Here is a 19,657-nt window from a genome sequence, read left to right as displayed (position 1 = left end):
TCAGTGCTTTCGCGCCGCTCGCCACGCGACCCACAGCTTGCGGATCGGCGTGAGCGCGATGCGTTGATGAAGCACGCGGTAGCCGTCGCGCTCGATCTCGTCGAGCAACGCCAGCGCCAGTGCGGCCAGCGCGCGCAGCGTGCGCTGCGAGTGACGCTCGCCGACGGGTAGCGCATCGAGCGCCTTGCGGATCGCGTCGCGGGCGCGCGCTGTCTGAAAGCGCATCAGCTCGGTGAACGCGTCCGTGTACTTGCGGTTGATCAGGTCCGCCGCCGTCACGTTGTAGCGCTGCATCTCGTCGATGGGGATATAGATGCGGCCATGCCGCGCGTCGTTGCCGAGTTCGACGACGATCTGCGCGAGCATCAGAGCCTCGCCAAGCGGTGCCGCCCACACTTGCGCCTGCGACGGATCGCGCGCCGTCGCGCGCGCAACCACGGACGTAAAGTTGCCGCCGACCCCAGCCATATAGCGGCGCAGGTTCGGATAGTCGAGATAGCGTGCCTGGTCGAGGTCCATCTCGAAGCCCGCGATCAACGCCTGCAATGCGGGGTATTCAGCCTGCACGTCTGGCAGATGCGCAGCGAGCGCCTGAGACACCGGGTGCGTCGGTTCGCCCGCAGCGAGCGCTGCCGCTTCCTTTTGCCACCACGCGAGCTTCGTGCGGCCGATCGTCGGATCGGTCGTTTCCTTCACGGTTTCTTCGAACTCGCGACGCAGCGCGAACAGCGCGGTGAGCAACGGCTGCCGCGCGACGGGCGCCTGGCGCAGTGCGTAGTAGGTGCTCGAGCCGGGAGGCGCTGCTTTCTGCAGGCAGTATTCGTCGAAATTCACTGGAATTGGCTTGTGGGGAGGCGGTCGCGCACGGCTGTGCACGAGAGACCGAAAATTGTAGCATCGACCGTATTCGACAGATGCAGACAAGCGCAGACCAATCGGTTAGAATCTCGCGCTTACGCTTTTGGCCGTGGCTTTTTCAGCGCGTTCGTTCGCGGCGATGGCGGGTCTGATCCTACAGGTTCGGATTTGTTCACGCGAACGAGATCGCGATGGAATCGCAGCGTCCATTCGCCGGCGAGACATCGGGTGTTGCACCTCACGCATCGCCCGGCTGCGAGGATGGCGAAATTGGTAGACGCACCAGGTTTAGGTCCTGACGCCCGCAAGGGTGTAGGGGTTCGAGTCCCCTTCCTCGCACCACTTTTTTCTCATTGCCGTACATAAAACCCTGCCCGTATCCGACGCGCGGGGTTTTTTGTTTTGCGCCCCGACACGGTGATTGCGCAGACTCGCGCCCGTTCAATGGACACGCACAAAAAACCCCGCGCGAAGGCGGGGCTGGCTTATCACAGGGAAGATCCGCGGCTGCTTAATGGCAGCGCTTTTCCCAGTGATGATGCACTTTCACCTTATGGCACTCGTGATGGTAGTCGTTTGCGAATGCCGACGACATGCTCACGAAACCAGCGGCAGCGGCGACCAGTGCCAGAACAACCTTCTTCATTTTCGATCCTTAAAATCAGAGAGATAAAGCGAGCGGCGATCGTAGCAAGTCCCGTTTACGATTGGCTTGGACTCGGTCGTTTTGTGCGTCCAATACGCCGTATATCGCGAAGCACGGCAATCGACTCATCTTGTTGCACGCACAACCAGATTCTCCTATCCTGCGCTCAAACGATCTGCGATCCCTTAGCCCATCCAAGCACAAGAAGAGGAGCGTGCAAATGGCATCGACCGATGTTCGGCTACCCTCAGACATCGGCGCGCACGCCGACACGGAACGCGAGCTGCGCGTGACACTCGCAGGCACGTATCGCGTGTTCGCGATGCTCGGCTGGACCGAGTTGATCTACAACCACATCACCGTGCGTGTGCCCGGCACGCACAGCCATTTTCTGATCAACCCATTCGGCCTGCATTACACGGAAGTGATGGCGTCGAATCTGGTGAAGATCGATGCCGATGGGAAGGTGCTCGACGGCTCGCCGCATCCCGTGAATCCGGCGGGCTTCGTCGTGCATGCCGCGATTCATCGCGCGTTGCCCGATGCGCACTGCGTAATGCATACGCATACGACGGCAGGGCTTGCCGTCGCATGTTCGCAGACGGGTCTCGTCAACAACAATTTCTATTCGGCACAACTGCATGGGATGGTCGCGTATCACGACTTCGAAGGCATTACCGTGCGCGCCGACGAAGGGCCGCGCCTCGTTGCGAATCTCGGCGATAAACGTTTGTTGATCTTGCGCAATCACGGCCTGCTGTCGATTGGCGAGACAATCGCGCAAGCCTTCGCGCGACTCTGGACGCTCAACCGCGCTTGCGAAATTCAACTGGCAACGGCGATGCTCGGACCCGCGCGCATGATCGGCGACGAGATCGCCGCGCGCTGCACGCGTGATTCATTGCAGTTCGATCCGCGGCACGGCGCAGGAGCCAATGTGCTGAATGCGTTGCTGCGCCAGGTCGACCGGATCGACCCGTCGTATCGCGAGTAGAAACGTGAAAAGCCGCCGTGCGAGAAGCGCATGCGGGCTGACTTGTGAATGAGTGTTTAAGGAATTAGGCAACGACGGAGTCGACGGCGCCACGCAAGCGCCGATCGATGAGCGTCGGCCCGGACTTCGTCTGACCTGACTACGCTGCGTTACGCGCGATCGCGGTTTCGATCACCTTGTCGAGTGCTTCGCTGAGCGCGATCTTCTCGCGGTCGTCGAGGCAATCGAAGAGATCGACGTTCCACTTGCGCGCGATGGGCATCACCTTGCGGTAGAGCGCACGGCCTTCCGTGGTCAACGATACGAGCACCACGCGGCCATCGTCCGCGCTCGCTTCGCGTTGCACGAGGCCTTGTCTGATCAAGGCCTCGGCTGCACGGCTCGCCTGACTCTTGTCGAGGTTCGCGTGGCGCGCGAGGTCCATGATCGAGAATGGTCCGAACGATCCAACCGATGCAATCACGCGCGCCTCAGGCAGCGTCACGTCCAGCTTGGCCATATACCGTTCGCTGATGCCCCGCTCGGAAAGTTTATTCAGCACGTGCAGACGATACGTCAGAAACTGTTCGAGTCCGGCTTTATCGGAGGCCTTCATGGTCTTCCCGTTGTGAGTGGATGCAGTCCGGTGATGTGATTGTTGCTGCATCCGCTCGCGCGGTCAACGCGGGCCAAACCTGAGTCGCGTCATCTGTTCGGCTTCGTTCGCAAGCAAAGTGGCTGCGTCGCGAATCGCTGCTTCGAGCGTGATCGGGCCGGGGGCCGGTGAGAAGCATCCGCTGAAATGCTCGGCGAGTTTTGGCAGCGCTGCAGGGTCGACGGCGCCCGAGAGCAACGTGGCCGGCACGCCCACGGCGCGCGCATGCCGGCAAGCGATGAAGGGCGCCTTGCCATGCAGCGTTTGCACGTCGGAGCGGCCTTCGCCCGTGATGAGCCAGTTGGCGCCTTCGAGCGCCGCGTCGAGGCCGATCTGTCGCGCGACGACTTCCGCGCCCGGCTCGAATTCGGCGCCCAGCATATGCAATGCGAAACCGAGTCCACCCGCCGCGCCCGCACCCGGCTGGTTGCGCGCGACGCGGTTCATGGCCGGCTCGACGAGGTCGGCGAAGCGGGCGAGGGCGGCGTCGATCGTCGCGACCTGCTCCGGCTTTACGCCTTTTTGCGGACCGAAGACTGCCGTTGCGCCGTGATCGCCCGTCAACGGGTTGTCGACATCCGACATGCCGACGAACGTTGCCTCGCGCAGACGGGCGTCGAGGCCCGATGCGTCGACGCGCGCCAGTTGAGCAAGTTGCTCGGGCGTCGCGTCCAGTTCATGTCCTTGCGCATCGAACAGCTTGAGCCCGAGACCGACGAGCAAACCCGCGCCGCCGTCGTTCGTGCTGCTGCCGCCGAGTGCGACGAAGAAGCGCCGTACACCGGCGTCCAGCAGCGAGCGGATGGCTTCGCCCATACCGCGCGTGCTGCGCTTTTCCACGGGAACGCCCATGCCGACGGGGTCGGTGATGCCGACGACCTCCGCTGTTTCGATGATCGCGCTGCCGTCGGCGAGCAGACCCGTCACGCCTTCGCGCGCAGGGCCTGCCGCGCCCCGCACCGTGAGCATGCGCCGTTCGCCGCCGCTGGTGAGCATGGCGTCGAGCGTGCCTTCGCCGCCGTCGGCCATTGCGCAGACACGGATCGTCGCGTCGGGCCGCGCGCGCAGAATGCCCGTCGCGATGGATTGCGCGACCTGCTCCGCAGAGAGCGAACCTTTGAACGAGTCAGGGGCGATGACGACGATGGGCGCGGACGACGTATTCGGCATGGTGTCTCTGATGATTTTCTGTGAGTGGGCATCGCTGTGTTCGCCGCGATGCGATGAAGCGCCCGGACCGCCTTATGCGCACGGCAGCGGCGTATCAGGATGTGGTGAAGCTTATCAGCATGCGGCGCGCGACTGAATACACCCGAAGGTATAGGCAGAATTGACTTTGATTCACAGCTGGCGCGGACCATGGTGGATCAAGAGCATGTCTGGAATCGTTTGAAAGGCGGTCGGAATCGGGCCTCGCAGCCCGCAAAAAATCGCGAAACAGCGAATCCGGCTAGGCGCGCAAATAGTTTGCTAAAATATTTGGCTCTCTGACCCAAACTGTGCTGCCGGCGGCCTCACAGCCCGCGGCGAGAGGCACGCGATCGATGTCACACTTGACTGAGCGAAGCGTAGCGGCGACCCGCGCAAAAGCGAATGCAGCGCGCAGTGTCGAACGCACGACGCAAAGCGGACATCGACAGGCGGCGCACACAAGATAACTGATTCGCTCGAATAATTTTAGGACGATTGAAGCCATGGCTAACGTTGTTGAAAACCTCGGCAAGCTCGAACGCCGCGTGACGATTTCCCTGCCGAAAGACACCGTGCAGAAGGAAGTGGATTCGCGCATCCGTCAACTCGCGAAGAACGTGCGCATGCCGGGTTTCCGCCCGGGCAAGGTGCCGCTCAAGATGGTGACGCAGCAGTACGCGGGTCAGGTGGAAGCCGAAGTGCTGAGCGACAAGGTTGGCAAGGAGTTCTTCGACATCAGCCGCGCGGAAAACCTGCGCGTTGCTGGCCAGCCGAGCTTCAGCCCGAAGACGGATGCAACGGAAGGCGCATACGCATTCGACGCGACCTTCGAGGTTTACCCGGAAGTGAAGCTGGGCGACGTCGCGACGGCTGAGATCGAACGCACGAAGACCACCATCAGCGACGCTGAAATCGACCGCACGCTGGACATCCTGCGCAAGCAGCGCGTGCACTACCACGCTCGTGGCGAAGCCGGCGAGCACGGCGACGGCGGCGCGGACACGGCTGCGAAGGACGGCGACCGCGTGACGGTCGACTTCATCGGCAAGATCGACGGTGAAGCATTCCAGGGCGGCAGCGCGGACGACTTCGCGTTTGTCCTGGGTGAAGGCCGCATGCTGCCGGAATTCGAAAAAGCCGCGCTTGGCCTGAAGGTCGGCGAGTCGAAGGAATTCGACCTGGCGTTCCCCGAGGACTATCACGGCAAGGAAGTCGCCGGCAAGACGGCACAGTTCACGATCACGATGAAGAAGATCGAGTGGCCGCATCTGCCCGAGATCGACGGCGAGTTCGCGAAGTCGCTCGGCATCGAAGACGGCGATCTGACCAAGATGCGCGCCGAAATCCGTGACAACCTCGAGCGCGAAGCGAAGCGCCGTACGCAGGCTGTCGTGAAGAACCAGGTGATGGACGCGCTGCTGAAGATTTCCGAACTCGACGTGCCGAAAGCGCTGATCGAGCAGGATCAGGAACGCCTCGTCGAAATGGCGCGTCAGGATCTCACGCAACGCGGCGTGCCGAACGCAAAGGACGCACCCATTCCGGCAGAAATGTTCGCCGAGCAGGCCGAGCGCCGCGTCAAGCTGGGCCTCGTGCTGGCCGAGCTGGTCAAGGCCAACGAACTGCAGGCCAAGCCGGAACAGATCCGCGCGGAAGTCGACGAATTCGCGAAGAGCTACGAAGACCCGAAGGAAGTCGTCCGCTGGTATTATTCGAACCAGCAGCGTCTTGCCGAGATGGAAGCGTATGTCGTTGAGTCCAACGTCGTCGATTTCGTCCTGAGCAAGGCGAAGGTGACGGACAAAGAAGTGAGCTTCGAAGAGCTGGCAAGCGCAACGGCGCAAGCGTAATAGCATCGCTGTAACGGCGTGCTGGCTGTCCGAGCGACGGCCCGCACGCCGTTTTTCCATATGAGCACGGCCGATTATGCTAAAAGAACGCTTGTCGGCCGTTTTGGCTCTTGAAGAAACGCGCGGCCGCACCTACTTGTCCAGAACCGATTATCAGAACATTTCCTGACAAGGATCCATTGCATGACCTTTCGCGCTCAAATGCTGGACACGTTGACCTCGCAGTCGTCGCGGGATCGGGATCTCGAAGCGCAAGCGCTCGGCCTCGTGCCGATCGTCGTCGAAACGAGCGGCCGTGGTGAACGTTCTTATGACATCTACTCGCGCCTGCTGAAGGAGCGCGTGGTGTTCCTGGTTGGCGAAGTGAACGATCAGACTGCGAACCTCGTGATCGCACAGTTGCTATTCCTCGAAAGCGAGAATCCGGACAAGGACATCAGCTTCTACATCAACAGCCCGGGCGGCTCGGTGTCGGCAGGGATGGCGATCTACGACACGATGCAGTTCATCAAGCCGGACGTCTCGACGCTGTGCATGGGCCTCGCGGCCAGCATGGGTGCATTCCTGCTGGCGGCGGGTGCGAAGGGCAAGCGTTTTGCGCTGCCGAACGCACGCGTGATGATTCACCAGCCGCTGGGCGGCGCGCGCGGCCAGGCGTCGGACATCGAAATTCAGGCACGCGAAATCCTGTACCTGAAGGAGCGCCTGAACCAGTTGCTGTCGCACCACACGGGTCAACCCGTCGAGCGCATCCAGCGCGACACGGACCGCGACAATTTCATGTCGGGCGACGATGCGCAGGCTTACGGCCTCGTCGACCAGGTGCTGCACAAGCGTCCGTAAACAATCGCTGAAACATGGCTGATCCGGAGCGCTTTTTCTCCAAATTGGGGGAAGAGCGCCGGCGCGAAACCTTGTGAAATAATAAGACCCGTCTGAACGCCTGCGGCAAACGCCGTCACAGCTTTGCGCATCCGTCCCGCCCCGAACTGAACGAGGCGGGCAAACGGCGTATCATGTCATTCGAGTGTCCGGAGGCTCACACATCTATGGCGGACAAGAAAGGTTCTAACAGCGAGAAGCTGTTGTATTGCTCGTTCTGCGGCAAAAGCCAGCACGAGGTTAAAAAACTGATTGCTGGCCCGTCGGTATTCATCTGTGATGAATGTATCGACCTGTGCAACGAAATCATTCGCGACGAAGCAGCGGGCGCGGGTCTGGAAACGGGCCTGTCCAAGTCCGACCTGCCCAGTCCGCAGGAAATTCGCGACATTCTCGATCAATACGTGATCGGGCAAGAACGCGCGAAGAAAATTCTCGCGGTCGCGGTCTACAACCACTACAAGCGCCTGAAACATCTCGACAAGAAAGACGACGTCGAGCTGTCGAAGAGCAACATCCTGCTGATCGGGCCGACTGGCTCGGGCAAGACGCTGCTCGCGCAGACCCTTGCACGCCTTTTGAACGTGCCGTTCGTGATCGCCGACGCGACCACGCTGACGGAAGCCGGCTATGTCGGCGAGGATGTCGAAAACATCATTCAGAAGCTGCTGCAAAACTGCAATTACGAAGTCGACAAGGCGCAGCGTGGCATCGTCTATATCGACGAAATCGACAAGATCAGCCGCAAGTCGGACAATCCGTCGATTACCCGTGACGTGTCGGGTGAAGGCGTGCAGCAGGCGCTGCTGAAGCTGGTCGAAGGTACGATGGCGTCGGTGCCGCCGCAAGGTGGCCGTAAGCATCCGAACCAGGATTTCATCCAGGTCGATACGACCAACATCCTGTTTATCTGTGGCGGCGCGTTCGATGGCCTCGAAAAGGTGATCGTCGACCGTACGGAGAAAACGGGGATCGGTTTCGGTGCGAGCGTCAAGAGCAAGCAGGATCGTGATGCAGGCGAAGTGCTGCGCGAAGTCGAGCCGGAAGATCTCATCAAATTCGGCCTGATTCCAGAACTGATCGGACGTCTGCCCGTCGTGGCGACGCTCGGCAAGCTGGACGAAGTCGCGCTGATGAAGATTCTGGTCGAACCCAAGAACGCGCTCATCAAGCAGTATCACAAGCTGTTCAACATGGAACGCGTCGAGCTGGAGATCCGTCCCGCCGCGCTGCAAGCCATCGCCCGCAAGGCGATTCGCCGCAAGACGGGCGCACGCGGCCTTCGGTCAATCCTGGAACAGGCGTTGCTCGACGTGATGTACGATTTGCCGGCAATGAAGGGCGTCAGCAAAGTCATTATTGACGACAATGTTATTGATGGTGACGGAAAGCCGCTACTGATCTACGAAGACGCGCCAAAGGTGGCGGGTTCGAATTGATCGGCTTCCCGATTTTTGAAAAAAAGCCGTTCATGGCAACGTGAACGGCTTTTTTCGTTTATCGTGTCGTCAGGATGGACTGTTTTTCTGGAGTCACTGAACTTTTCCCACACGCGAAGGCTTGCAATCTTTTTTGGCGGCCTCAACTATCGAACAAACTGATTCCACTCATGGGGAAATGAAATGTCAGGAACCCAACTCCTCCCGCCGGAACGCGTCACACTCCCGCTGCTCCCGCTGCGCGACGTAGTCGTTTTCCCACACATGGTGATCCCGCTCTTCGTGGGTCGCCCGAAGTCGATCAAGGCGTTGGAAGCCGCAATGGAAGGTGGCAAGCACATCATGCTTGTTGCCCAGAAAACGGCGGCCAAAGACGAGCCGACCGAAAAGGACATGTACGAAGTTGGCTGTATCGCCAACATCCTGCAGATGCTCAAGCTGCCCGACGGCACCGTGAAGGTGCTGGTCGAAGGTCTGCAGCGCGCAAAGACGCTGTCGATCGAAGAGCAGGAAACGCAATTCTCGTGCGAAGTGATGCCGCTCGAGCCCGACCACGCCGATAGCGCTGAGACGGAAGCGCTGCGTCGCGCGATCGTGTCGCAGTTCGATCAGTACGTGAAGCTGAACAAGAAGATCCCGCCGGAGATTCTGACCTCGCTGTCGGGTATCGATGAAGCCGGGCGTCTTGCCGATACGATCGCTGCGCATCTGCCGCTCAAGCTCGACCAGAAGCAACAGATTCTTGAAATGTTCCCGGTCATCGAGCGCCTCGAGCATCTGCTCGCGCAACTCGAAGCCGAGATCGACATTCTGCAGGTCGAAAAGCGCATCCGTGGACGCGTCAAGCGTCAGATGGAGAAGAGCCAGCGCGAGTACTACCTGAACGAGCAGGTCAAGGCCATCCAGAAGGAACTGGGCGAAGGCGAAGAAGGTGCGGATCTCGAAGAACTCGAGAAGCGCATCACCGCTGCGCGCATGCCGAAGGAAGCCAAGAAGAAGGCCGACGCCGAGCTGAAGAAGCTCAAGCTGATGTCGCCGATGTCGGCGGAAGCGACCGTCGTGCGTAACTACATCGACACGCTGATCGGCCTGCCGTGGCGCAAGAAGAGCAAGGTCAACAATGACCTCTCGAATGCCGAACGCGTGCTGGACGAAGACCACTTCGGTCTCGAGAAGGTGAAGGAACGCATTCTCGAGTACCTCGCGGTTCAACAGCGCGTGGACAAAGTGAAGGCGCCGATCCTGTGCCTCGTCGGGCCGCCGGGCGTTGGCAAGACGTCGCTGGGCCAGTCGATTGCGCGCGCAACGAACCGCAAGTTCGTGCGCATGGCGCTGGGTGGTGTGCGTGACGAAGCCGAGATTCGCGGCCACCGTCGTACGTACATCGGTTCGATGCCGGGCAAGATCCTGCAAAGCCTGACCAAGGTCGGCGTGCGCAATCCGCTCTTCCTGCTCGACGAAGTCGACAAGATGGGCATGGATTTCCGCGGCGATCCTTCGTCGGCGCTGCTTGAAGTGCTCGACCCGGAACAGAACCACACGTTCGCCGACCACTACGTCGAAGTGGACTTCGACCTGTCGGACGTGATGTTCGTCGCGACGTCGAACTCGCTGAACATTCCGCCGCCGCTGCTTGACCGGATGGAAGTGATCCGTCTGTCGGGCTACACGGAAGACGAAAAGGTCAGCATCGCGCAACGTTATCTGCTGCCGAAGCAGAAGAAGAACAACGGCCTGAAGCCTGGCGAGATCGAGGTCACGGAAAGCGCCATCCGCGACATCATTCGTTACTACACGCGTGAAGCGGGCGTGCGTTCGCTCGAGCGTGAAATTTCGAAGATCTGCCGCAAGGTGGTGAAGATGCTTCTGCTGAAGAAGGCAGACAAGGCAGTCACCGTCGACGGCAAGAACATCGACACGTTCCTCGGCGTGCGCAAGTACGACTTCGGTCTGGCCGCGAAGGAAAACCAGACCGGCCAGGTCACGGGTCTCGCGTGGACGGAAGTGGGCGGCGATCTGTTGACGATCGAAGCGGCCGTGATGCCGGGCAAGGGCAACGTGATCCGCACGGGTTCGCTCGGCGACGTGATGAAGGAATCCGTCGAAGCCGCGCGCTCGGTAGTGCGTTCGCGTTCGCGCCGTCTTGGTGTCAAGGACGAAGCGTTCGAGAAACAGGACATCCACATCCACGTGCCGGAAGGTGCGACGCCGAAGGACGGTCCGTCTGCCGGTATCGCGATGACGACGGCGCTGGTGTCGGTGCTCACGGGTATCCCGTGCGCGCGGATGTCGCGATGACGGGCGAAATCACGCTGCGCGGCGAAGTACTGCCGATCGGCGGGCTGAAAGAGAAGCTGCTGGCAGCGCATCGCGGCGGCATCAAGCTCGTGCTGATTCCGGAAGAAAACGTCAAGGATCTGACGGAGATTCCGGACAACGTGAAGAACGCGATCGAGATCGTGCCGGTCCGCTGGATCGACAAGGTACTGGAACTGGCGCTGGAACATGGCCCGGCTCCGCTGCCGGAAGAAGAGCCGAAGGCGGCTGCGCCCGTTAGTGAGTCGAAAGACTCGGGCGCGACCGATGTCGTGAAGCATTAAGCCAAACGCAAAGTACTGAGCGCCGTAACGGCTCACTCAGTCACCAGCGAACAAAAACCCGCGGCCTGGTCCGCGGGTTTTTTATTGCTCGCGCAAGGGCCGCAAACGTTTAATCAGTTGCTTTCGATAAGGCAATTCACCCGCTATCCAGGACGCACAGAGACACGCGGCAAACTGGTTGCACCCGCATCGATCACCTTGCAAGATCTTGTCATCGACAGACCCTCGACGAGCCCTCGAATCAGGCTCAATCCCGCTTGACACAAGGGTTTCGGCCCATTCTAATGAGTGGCCGGCAAATTCTGCCGTGCCGTATATAACCGGGCGCATAAGCGCTTTCATGATTGCCCAACTACATTCTCGGGGGCTTGGAATGAATAAAACGGAATTGATCGATCACATCGCGCAGCAAGCCGACATTTCGAAAGCGGCAGCAGGTCGCGCGTTGGATGCCGTGATCGGTGGCGTCAAAGGCACGTTGAAAAAAGGTGGTTCTGTGACGTTGGTCGGCTTCGGCACGTTCGCCGTCGGCAAGCGCACGGCGCGCACCGGTCGCAATCCGCGTACGGGCGCAGCAATCAAGATCAAGGCAGCCAAGGTTCCTAAATTTAGGCCTGGCAAAGCGCTAAAGGATGCGTTAAACTAATGGGCTCGCTGCTTGATGAATATGTCGATGTGAGTTGGCATCAAGAGTCAGGCAGCGGCGGTCTCGGAGCGGGTGCTTAGCTCAGTTGGTAGAGCGGCGCCCTTACAAGGCGTAGGTCGGGAGTTCGAGCCTCTCAGCACCCACCAGTTCCAGATCGAAGTGACACGGTGCAGTGTATGCAGCATAAGGAGTGGTAGTTCAGTCGGTTAGAATACCGGCCTGTCACGCCGGGGGTCGCGGGTTCGAGTCCCGTCCACTCCGCCAGTATCCTAGAAAGGCGAACTCCGGTTCGCCTTTTTTATTGCCCGCTGATGTACTATCGGGCGTTCCGTTTTTGGCATCCGACTTTTGCCTCCTCAAGCATGCTCGATTTCTTTCGCAATCACCAACGTCTGATGATGTTCATGCTCATCCTGGTCATCTTGCCGGGTTTGGGTTTTGTCGGTATCCAGGGCTTCCGTGGCTTCTTTGACGAGAGCGCGAATGTCGCGAGCGTCAACGGACACAAGATCACGCGCGGCGAATATGACAACGCGTGGCGTCAGCAGATGGACCGCGCGCGTCAGATGCTCGGCGCACAGTTCGACTCGAAGATGTTCGATACGCCGGAGCGCCGCAAGGAAATGCTCGACGGGCTGATCCAGCAGCGCGTGCTTGCCGATGAGACGCAACGTCTGCACCTGACGGTCTCTGACGATGCGCTGCGTCGCGCGCTGATGGCCGATCCCGTCATCGGTTCGCTGAAGAATCCCGACGGCTCGATCGACCTGAACAAATACAAAGAACTCCTTGCGATGCAGGGAATCACGCCCGATCAATACCAGGAGCAGGTGCGCTACAGCATGGCGATGCAACAGTTGCCTGCGGCCATCACGCAGACCTCGTTCACGCCGAAAACGCTCGCGCAGCATCTGACCGAACTCGCCGAGCAGCAGCGCGAAGTGCAGGGTCTCGCGTTCCGCGCGAAGGAGTACGAGTCGAAGGTGCAGCCGACTGATGCGCAAATTCAGGCGTACTACGATGCGCATCGCGACGATTTCGCGACGCCCGCGACGGCCACGATCCAGTATCTCGTGATGTCGCCCGCGACGATCTCAGCGTCGGCGAATCCGAGTGACGCGGATCTCAAGAAGTACTACGACGACAACATCGCCCACTACCGCACGGCGGGTGAGGTGCGCGCGAGCCACATCCTGATTTCGGCGCCGAAAGACGCGAGCGCCGCCGACAAGGACAAGGCGAAGCAGAAGGCGCAGGAAATCCTCGCGCAGATCAAGGCGCATCCCGACCAGTTCGCGCAGCTTGCGCAGCAGGATTCGCAGGACCCGGGTTCGGCGTCGAAGGGCGGCGATCTGGGCTACTTCAGCCCGGGCATGATCGCGGGCGGCAAGGCATTCGACGATGCCGTCTTCAAGATGAAGAAGGACGAGATCAGCGATCTGATCCAGTCGGACTTCGGCTATCACATCGTCAAGGTGACGGACGTGAAGCCGTCGGTGACCAAGCCGTTCGACGAAGTGAAAGATTCGATCGCGAAGGATCTCAAGGCGCAACTCGCCACGAAGGCCTTCAGCGACGATTCGGAAGGCTTCACGTCGATCGTCTACGAACAGGCGAAGAGCCTGCAACCGGCCGCGGACAAATACAAGCTGCAGATCCAGACGGCGACGGTTACGCCGCAGCCGAACAGCGCGTTACCGCCGGATAGCCCGCTCAACAACCCGAAATTCCTCGCGGCCGTATTTGCGAACGATTCGGCGAAGGACCGCAACAACACGCAGGCCATCGATGTCGGCAACAACACGCTGGTCGCGGCACACGTGACCGACTACAAGCCGGCCGCCGTGCCCGCGCTCGCTGCCGTCAAGGATGCCGTGCGTCAGAAGGTGGTCGCGCAGCAGGCTGCCGATCTCGCGCGCAAGGAAGGCGAGGCGAAGCTGGCGGATCTGCGGAAGTCGAAGTCGACGCAAGGCTTCTCGTCCGCGCTGAAGGTGTCGCGCAACGACGCGCAAGGTGTGCCTCCCGCCGCATTGAGCGCAATTTACAAGGTCGATGCGCAAAAACTGCCGGCATACGTCGGCGTGGACCTCGGCGCAGACGGCTATGCGATCTATCGCGTGAACGCTGTCGTGCAACCCGCAACGACGGATGCGCAGCGTCTGGCGTCGGCGCAGCAGCAGATCGCTTCGGTGAACGCGCAGGCTGAGGCCGAGTCGTACCTGGATGCGATTCGGACGCGGTCGAAGGTGAAGATGTACGGTTCGCTCGATAACCCGCAATCGGGCGAATAAGCCGGTTCACGGAGCCGCATGCATGCGGCTTCTCGAGACGCCACAAAAAAGCCCCGCACACTGCGGGGCTTTTGCTTTGCGAGAAGCGTTGGGAAGGATTACAGGCAGGCGCTGATATCGCCCGTGGCGTCGCTGCCGGCGCCGCCCGCGGAGCGGAAGCCGACCCAGGTGCCGGAGCCCTGATAGTTCGGCCGCACGACGGCAGCCGCGCCGCTCGGCGGCTGCTGGCCGGGGACGTAGACGTCCATTGCTGCGTCGTTGGCCAATGTATTTTGTGCGACGACCTGCTGCTGGGTCTTGTCAGCCCATTTCTTGGCGATGCACTGGCCGACGACCTTCGGCGGCTGCTGGCTGGTGCCAACCGATTGCACACCGGCGGGCGGTTGCGCGGCACAAGCGGAAATGGCGACGGCCATAGCGATAATCGGTAAGTATTTCACGTTATCTCCTTCCAGAAATCGCTCACATGGAGCCGGTTGTCGAATTCAGACGAACCTGTCTGATCGACCATGGGTGATCACGTTCCCATCATTCGGAAACAAGTTGTTAGCGCGCTGTAACACTAAATGGCGCTTTCACTTTCACTGAGACGAGGTGTGGAGCAGCGGCTTCAGCGCCGGCCACACGTTGTCCAGTAGCAGGGGCTGTGCCCGTTGGGTCGGATGAATCTGATCGGACTGGAACATGTCCGGCTTGTCTTCGATTCCAGCGAGGAGAAATGGGACGAGCGGCACGCGCAGCTGTTTCGCTAGCTGGTCGTAGACCCCGTGGAACTTTTGCGTGTAGTCAAGGCCGTAATTGGGCGGCACGTACATGCCGACGAGCAGGACCTTCGCGTTGCCTTGCTGCGCCTGTTCGATGATCGTGCGGAGGTTGTCTTCCGTGATGTCGAGCGGGACGCCGCGCAGCGCGTCATTGGCGCCGAGTTCCACGATCACGACGGCGGGCTTGAGCCGCTGCATCAAGGCAGGCAGGCGGGCGCGCCCGCCGCTGGTCGTGTCGCCGCTGATGCTCGCATTTGCAACGTTATAATCGATCCGCTCACTCGACAAACGCTGACGCATCAGCGAAACCCAGCCGGTGTCGCGAGGCAGGCCGTATTCGGCGGAGAGGCTGTCGCCGAGCACGATGATCGTCGGCTTCGCCTGTTGCGTATCGCTGCCTGCGGGGTTCGCCATGGCAGCGGCCGCGGTGGTGTTACCGGCGGCCTGAGCGGACGCAGAAAAAGTCGCGGCGAACACGATGGGAAAACACGCCGCAGTCAGCGCCGCGAACGACGCAACGGCGCGTACTTTCAACCTACGCTTCACCATGCAAAAGAAAACCGATCCAGTCATCGAAGTGCGGGGTTTATGCAAGAGGGTTAAGGATGCGACGGGTGAGCTGACGATCCTCGACAACATCGACCTGTCAATTGAGGCAAGCAGCCGCGTGGCGATTGTCGGCGCGTCGGGCTCCGGCAAGTCTACGCTGCTCGGCCTGCTTGCCGGATTGGACAGCGCGACCTCGGGGTCGGTTCGTTTGCTCGGCCGCGAGCTGACGGAACTCGATGAAGACGGCCGCGCCGCGCTGCGCAATGGCTCCGTCGGCTTTGTGTTTCAGTCCTTCCAGTTGATGCCGCACCTGACCGCGCTCGAGAACGTCACGCTTCCGCTCGAACTGCAAGGCGAGCTGTCGGCGCGCGACATTCACGCGCGCGCACGGACGCTGCTGACGCAGGTTGGTCTCGGCGAGCGCATGCGGCATTATCCGAAGCTGCTGTCGGGCGGTGAGCAGCAGCGCGTGGCGCTTGCTCGCGCGTTTGCCACGCATCCCGCCATCCTGTTCGCCGACGAGCCGACGGGCAGCCTCGATGCCGCGACGGGCCATGCCGTCATCGATCTGATGTTCGAGATGAACCGCGCGAACGGCGCGACGCTGGTGCTGGTCACGCATGACGTGGAGCTTGCGCGCCGCTGCGATACGACAGTGACGATCGAAGCCGGGCGCCTGATCTGATTGCACGGTGCGAGGTAAAAAACGGGCCTTCAAGTTGAAGGCCCGTTTGCATTCACGCTGCTGAACGACGGAGGTCAGCGCTTCAATGCCGCACGCGCCCGCGCGATCAGTGCCGACGTCGACGAGTCGTGCTTCTTCTCGTCGAGGCTCGCGCTGGTGATATCCGCCTCGACGACCTTGCCGAGGATCTTGCCCAGCTCGACGCCCCACTGGTCGAACGAGTTGATGTTCCAGACCGTGCCCTGCACGAGCACCTTGTGTTCATACAGCGCGATCAGCGCGCCGAGTGAACGGGCGGTGAGGGCGTCGACGAGCAGCGTAGTGGTGGGACGGTTGCCCGGGAACATGATGTGCGGCACGAGTTCCGCCTTGTTCGGTCCGGCCACCTTTTCGGCTTCTTCACGCGTGCGGCCGAGCATCAGCGCTTCGCTTTGCGCGAAGCAGTTCGCCAGCAGCTTCGGATGATGCGAGACGAGGGGATGTTCAGGCGTCAGCACGGCGACAAAGTCGATCGGGACGATGGTCGGCCCCTGGTGCAGCATCTGGAAGAACGCGTGCTGACCGTTCGTGCCCGGCTCGCCCCACGTGACAGCGGATGTATCGTAGGTGACGAACGAGCCGTCCAGACACGCCTGCTTGCCGTTGCTTTCCATTTCGAGCTGCTGGAGGTACGACGGCAGGAAATGCAGTGCTTCCGAGTACGGCGCAACCAGATAGCTTTGCGACTTGAAGAAGTTGCGATACCAGATGCCGATCATGCCCATCAGCACGGGCAGGTTGCGATCGAGCGGCGCGCTGCGGAAATGCTCGTCCATCTCGTTTGCGCCGGCGAGCAGTTCGTCGAACTGTTTTGGACCGACGGCGATCATGATCGACAGGCCCACGGCCGACCACAGCGAATAGCGGCCGCCAACCCAGTCCCACATCTCGAACACGTTTTCCTGCGCGATGCCGAACTTGACGACTTCGGCGGGATTCGCCGAGACGCCGACGAAGTGCTTCGCCAGTTCGTTTTGAGGGCAGCCTTTCTCGACGAACCAGTCGCGCAGCGAATTGGCGTTGGTCATCGTTTCGAGCGTCGTGAACGTCTTCGAGACGATGATGGCCAGCGTTTCTTCCGGATCGATCTCGGTCAGCACGCGATACAGGTCCGCGCCGTCGACGTTCGATACGAAGTGCGTGGTGATGTCGGGTGTGGCGAGGTGATGCAGCGCATGCACGACCATCTTCGGCCCGAGGTCCGAACCGCCAATGCCGATGTTCACGACATAGCGAATGCGCTTGCCCGTATAGCCCTTCCATTCGCCGCTGCGGACCTTGTCGGCGAACGCGGCCATCTTCGCGCGCTCGGCCTGTATCTTGCCGTAGAACGGTGCATTCGGATTGCTGGCGCGCAGCGCCGTATGCAGCACCGCGCGGCCTTCCGTGGGATTGACGACGTCGCCCGCGAACATCGCGTCACGGCGCTTTTCGACGTTGGCTTCGCGCGCGAGTTGCACGAGCAGCTTCAGCGTTTCGTCGGTGATGCGGTTCTTCGAGAAGTCGGCCGCGAGACCGCCGCCGGCAAGGGTGAACCGTTCGGCGCGCGTCGGCGCGGGATCGTTCTCGGGTGCAAACCAGTCGCGCAGGCGCGCATCGCGAATCTGTTCGTAGTGTGTTTGCAGCGAGTTCCAGGCGGGGAGCGAGTTGAGAGTCATAACCGTCCGTCTAACGAAGGAAAACGAATGGCCGGCCGCGCATCGGGCGTGCCGGGGGTGATCCGCAGACGCGCGGTTGGCTGAGCGGTACGGTCGCCGGATGCGCGGCGGCGTGTCTCGTGCCCCGTCAGCGGGCGTCTGCGGTTCGCGTCGCGGCCGATGAACGGCCGCATGACGCAGTCAACCAGTATAGCGGGCCAGGATGACAGCCGGGATAGATGGGACGCGCCGCCAGATAGCGGGACGCTCCCGGCGGTACGCGCAGGCCGTCAATCCTGCAACGGATAAACCAGCCGGTTCAACAACTTGCGCACCATGGCGTGAGTTCGCCCGCCGTCAGGCCGGCCGGGCCTTTGCCGCGTGCGGTGAGCTCGTCGGCGGCGAAACCGTGCAGAAAGACGCCCGCCAGCGCTGCCTCATAGCGCGGAAGACCTTGTCCGAGCAAGGCGCCGATCAGGCCGCCGAGCACGTCGCCCGTGCCGCCCGTCGCAAGCGCCGCGTTGCCCGTCGGGTTGACGGCGACGCGCCCGTCCGGCGCCGCGATCACCGTGCCCGTGCCTTTCAGCACGATGACGCTCGCGTAACGCGCGGCCAGTGCACGCGCCGCTGCCAGCCGGTCGCGCTGCACGCTCCTTGCGTCGCTGCCGAGCAGGCGCGCTGCTTCGAGGGGATGAGGCGTCAGCACGCACGGATCGTTCGCGGACTCGCCGCGCTGCTTCACGGCTGCGGCGAGATCGGCGTGACCGGCGATGAGATTCAACGCATCGGCGTCGAGCAGTTTCGGCACGTCGAGCGGCAGCACGTTGCGCAGCACACTCACGGCGCGCTCGCGCATGCCCATTCCGCAGCCGATCGACAACGCATCCATCTCCGCGAGCGGCAGTTCGTCGAGCGGATGCAGCATCAGTTCAGGATGGGGCGGGTCGTAGGGCGGGCTGCCCGCGCCGAGAAACGCGACATGGACCTTGCCCGCGCCCGCGTACAGCGCCGCGCGCGCCGCGAGAATCGGCGCGCCGCACATGCCCGTGTCGCCGCCCACGACGGCCACGCTGCCGAACGTGCCTTTGTGCGTCGAGTAATCGCGCGGCGGGAAATGCGGAACGAAGAGGGCGGGCCCGTTGAGCCGGAGTTGCGGTTCGGGAGGCCATTCGAGACCGATGCGGGCGATCGTCACATCGCCCGCAAGGTCGCGTCCCGATGCCATGTATAGACCCGGCTTCGCACCAATGAACGTGACGGTGTGCGTCGCGCGAACGGCGTCGCCGCCTCCGACGACATTGCCCGTATCGCTGTCCAGTCCGCTCGGCACGTCAAGCGCGAGCACGCGGCCGCGTGTCTTCGCGCGCGCGGACAACGGGCCGGCAATCGACGCGAAAATGCCTTCCAGGGGCCGTGCCAACCCGATACCGAACATGCCGTCGACAACCCAGCTGTAATCGTCGAACGAGTCCGGCACGGCGTTCGAGATCGGCACGCCCGCCGCGCGCGCTTCGGCCAGCGCCCAACGGGCGTCGTCGGGCTTCACTTCGACGGGCATGCAGACTTCGACGGTGATACCGGCGCGATGCAGCCCAGCCGCGACGACGAGCGCGTCGCCGCCGTTGTTGCCAGGGCCGGCTACGAGCCATACCGGCTCGTGCCGATTGGTCGTACCGTCGAGTTCGATACGTTCGAGCAGAAAGCGCGCGCCCGCACGTCCTGCGCGGCCCATCAGCGCGTGCGCGGGCAGCTTTGCCTCGGCGTCTTTTTCGAGCGCGCGCAGTTCGGCGACGCTCAGAAGCGGAAACGGCCGGTCATACGGCTTGACGAGAACGTCGTGAAGGAAAGGCAAGGAGGTATCGGTCATGGCAGCGTACGAGAGCAACAGGGTACGCCCATGGTAGTGGCAATGCGCGTGCCGTCGCCAGCACGCGCAATGGCATAGGACGAAT

General features: G+C 61.6%; 14 protein-coding genes, 3 tRNA genes and 2 pseudogenes. 11 read left to right on the top strand and 8 right to left on the bottom strand.

Translation table 11 applies throughout. From position 1 onward, the window contains the following. Positions 1–834, bottom strand: coding sequence for a squalene/phytoene synthase family protein (locus tag H1204_RS09140; RefSeq protein ID WP_180728052.1), 834 nt, complete (start codon positions 832–834; stop codon positions 1–3). A 279-nt stretch (positions 835–1,113) separates the two neighbouring features. Between H1204_RS09140 and H1204_RS09135 the strand changes: the two genes are divergently transcribed. Next, positions 1,114–1,200 (top strand) — tRNA-Leu (locus H1204_RS09135). Between the two features lie 169 nt (positions 1,201–1,369). Here the strand turns inward: H1204_RS09135 and H1204_RS52585 are convergent. Beyond that, positions 1,370–1,504, bottom strand: a complete 135-nt coding sequence (locus tag H1204_RS52585; protein WP_007737843.1) for a hypothetical protein — start codon at positions 1,502–1,504, stop codon at positions 1,370–1,372. Between the two features lie 220 nt (positions 1,505–1,724). On the opposite strand from H1204_RS52585, the gene H1204_RS09130 reads away from it, so the two are divergent. Continuing rightward, positions 1,725–2,498 carry a class II aldolase/adducin family protein gene (locus tag H1204_RS09130; RefSeq protein WP_180728051.1) on the top strand — a complete coding sequence of 258 codons (774 nt, stop codon included), beginning with the start codon at positions 1,725–1,727 and terminating at the stop codon, positions 2,496–2,498. A 139-nt stretch (positions 2,499–2,637) separates the two neighbouring features. Here the strand turns inward: H1204_RS09130 and H1204_RS09125 are convergent, their stop codons facing one another. Together H1204_RS09125 and H1204_RS09120 are read right to left on the bottom strand one after the other, a co-directional pair. Next, on the bottom strand, positions 2,638–3,093 hold the full coding sequence (locus tag H1204_RS09125; RefSeq protein WP_042312261.1) for a MarR family transcriptional regulator: 456 nt from the start codon (positions 3,091–3,093) through the stop codon (positions 2,638–2,640). Between the two features lie 63 nt (positions 3,094–3,156). Then, positions 3,157–4,302 carry a glycerate kinase gene (locus H1204_RS09120; protein ID WP_180728050.1) on the bottom strand — a complete coding sequence of 382 codons (1,146 nt, stop codon included), beginning with the start codon at positions 4,300–4,302 and terminating at the stop codon, positions 3,157–3,159. Between the two features lie 524 nt (positions 4,303–4,826). On the opposite strand from H1204_RS09120, the gene tig reads away from it, so the two are divergent. From tig to H1204_RS09080, 8 genes and pseudogenes are all read left to right on the top strand, one after another. Next, positions 4,827–6,173, top strand: coding sequence for a trigger factor (gene tig, locus H1204_RS09115; protein WP_180728049.1), 1,347 nt, complete (start codon positions 4,827–4,829; stop codon positions 6,171–6,173). A 183-nt stretch (positions 6,174–6,356) separates the two neighbouring features. Further along, positions 6,357–7,016: an ATP-dependent Clp endopeptidase proteolytic subunit ClpP gene (clpP, locus tag H1204_RS09110; RefSeq protein WP_007585897.1), complete on the top strand. Its 660-nt coding sequence runs from the start codon at positions 6,357–6,359 to the stop codon at positions 7,014–7,016. A 206-nt stretch (positions 7,017–7,222) separates the two neighbouring features. After that, positions 7,223–8,494, top strand: coding sequence for an ATP-dependent Clp protease ATP-binding subunit ClpX (gene clpX, locus H1204_RS09105; RefSeq protein ID WP_180728048.1), 1,272 nt, complete (start codon positions 7,223–7,225; stop codon positions 8,492–8,494). Positions 8,495–8,677: 183 nt separating this feature from the next. Continuing rightward, positions 8,678–11,094 (top strand): annotated as a pseudogene (gene lon, locus H1204_RS09100) (endopeptidase La). Between the two features lie 373 nt (positions 11,095–11,467). After that, positions 11,468–11,740, top strand: coding sequence for an HU family DNA-binding protein (locus H1204_RS09095; RefSeq protein ID WP_007585907.1), 273 nt, complete (start codon positions 11,468–11,470; stop codon positions 11,738–11,740). Positions 11,741–11,810: 70 nt separating this feature from the next. Next, positions 11,811–11,886, top strand: a tRNA-Val gene (locus H1204_RS09090). Positions 11,887–11,927: 41 nt separating this feature from the next. Next, positions 11,928–12,004: transfer RNA gene (locus tag H1204_RS09085), tRNA-Asp, on the top strand. Positions 12,005–12,102: 98 nt separating this feature from the next. After that, positions 12,103–14,031, top strand: coding sequence for a SurA N-terminal domain-containing protein (locus H1204_RS09080; protein ID WP_180728047.1), 1,929 nt, complete (start codon positions 12,103–12,105; stop codon positions 14,029–14,031). A 98-nt stretch (positions 14,032–14,129) separates the two neighbouring features. On the opposite strand, the gene H1204_RS09075 is transcribed toward H1204_RS09080, so the two are convergent. Beyond that, positions 14,130–14,471: a hypothetical protein gene (locus H1204_RS09075; RefSeq protein ID WP_180728046.1), complete on the bottom strand. Its 342-nt coding sequence runs from the start codon at positions 14,469–14,471 to the stop codon at positions 14,130–14,132. Between the two features lie 141 nt (positions 14,472–14,612). Beyond that, positions 14,613–15,341 (bottom strand): arylesterase, encoded by a 729-nt coding sequence (locus H1204_RS09070; RefSeq protein WP_180730915.1) that lies wholly within the window; start codon positions 15,339–15,341, stop codon positions 14,613–14,615. A 1-nt stretch (position 15,342) separates the two neighbouring features. Here H1204_RS09070 and H1204_RS09065 point away from each other — a divergent pair, with 1 nt between their 5' ends. Then, positions 15,343–16,029 carry an ABC transporter ATP-binding protein gene (locus H1204_RS09065; RefSeq protein WP_180728044.1) on the top strand — a complete coding sequence of 229 codons (687 nt, stop codon included), beginning with the start codon at positions 15,343–15,345 and terminating at the stop codon, positions 16,027–16,029. A gap of 74 nt (positions 16,030–16,103) precedes the next feature. On the opposite strand, the gene pgi is transcribed toward H1204_RS09065, so the two are convergent. Together pgi and H1204_RS09055 are read right to left on the bottom strand one after the other, a co-directional pair. Then, positions 16,104–17,726, bottom strand: a complete 1,623-nt coding sequence (pgi, locus tag H1204_RS09060; RefSeq protein WP_180728042.1) for a glucose-6-phosphate isomerase — start codon at positions 17,724–17,726, stop codon at positions 16,104–16,106. Positions 17,727–17,995: 269 nt separating this feature from the next. Continuing rightward, positions 17,996–19,572: pseudogene (locus H1204_RS09055) on the bottom strand (NAD(P)H-hydrate dehydratase). Positions 19,573–19,657: the final 85 nt, after the last annotated feature.

The sequence above is a fragment of the Paraburkholderia sp. PGU19 genome (genome assembly GCF_013426915.1).
Taxonomy (GTDB): domain Bacteria; phylum Pseudomonadota; class Gammaproteobacteria; order Burkholderiales; family Burkholderiaceae; genus Paraburkholderia.
The sequence above is the reverse complement of the archived record's forward strand: the minus strand, read 5'-3'. Positions and strand labels throughout refer to the sequence as shown.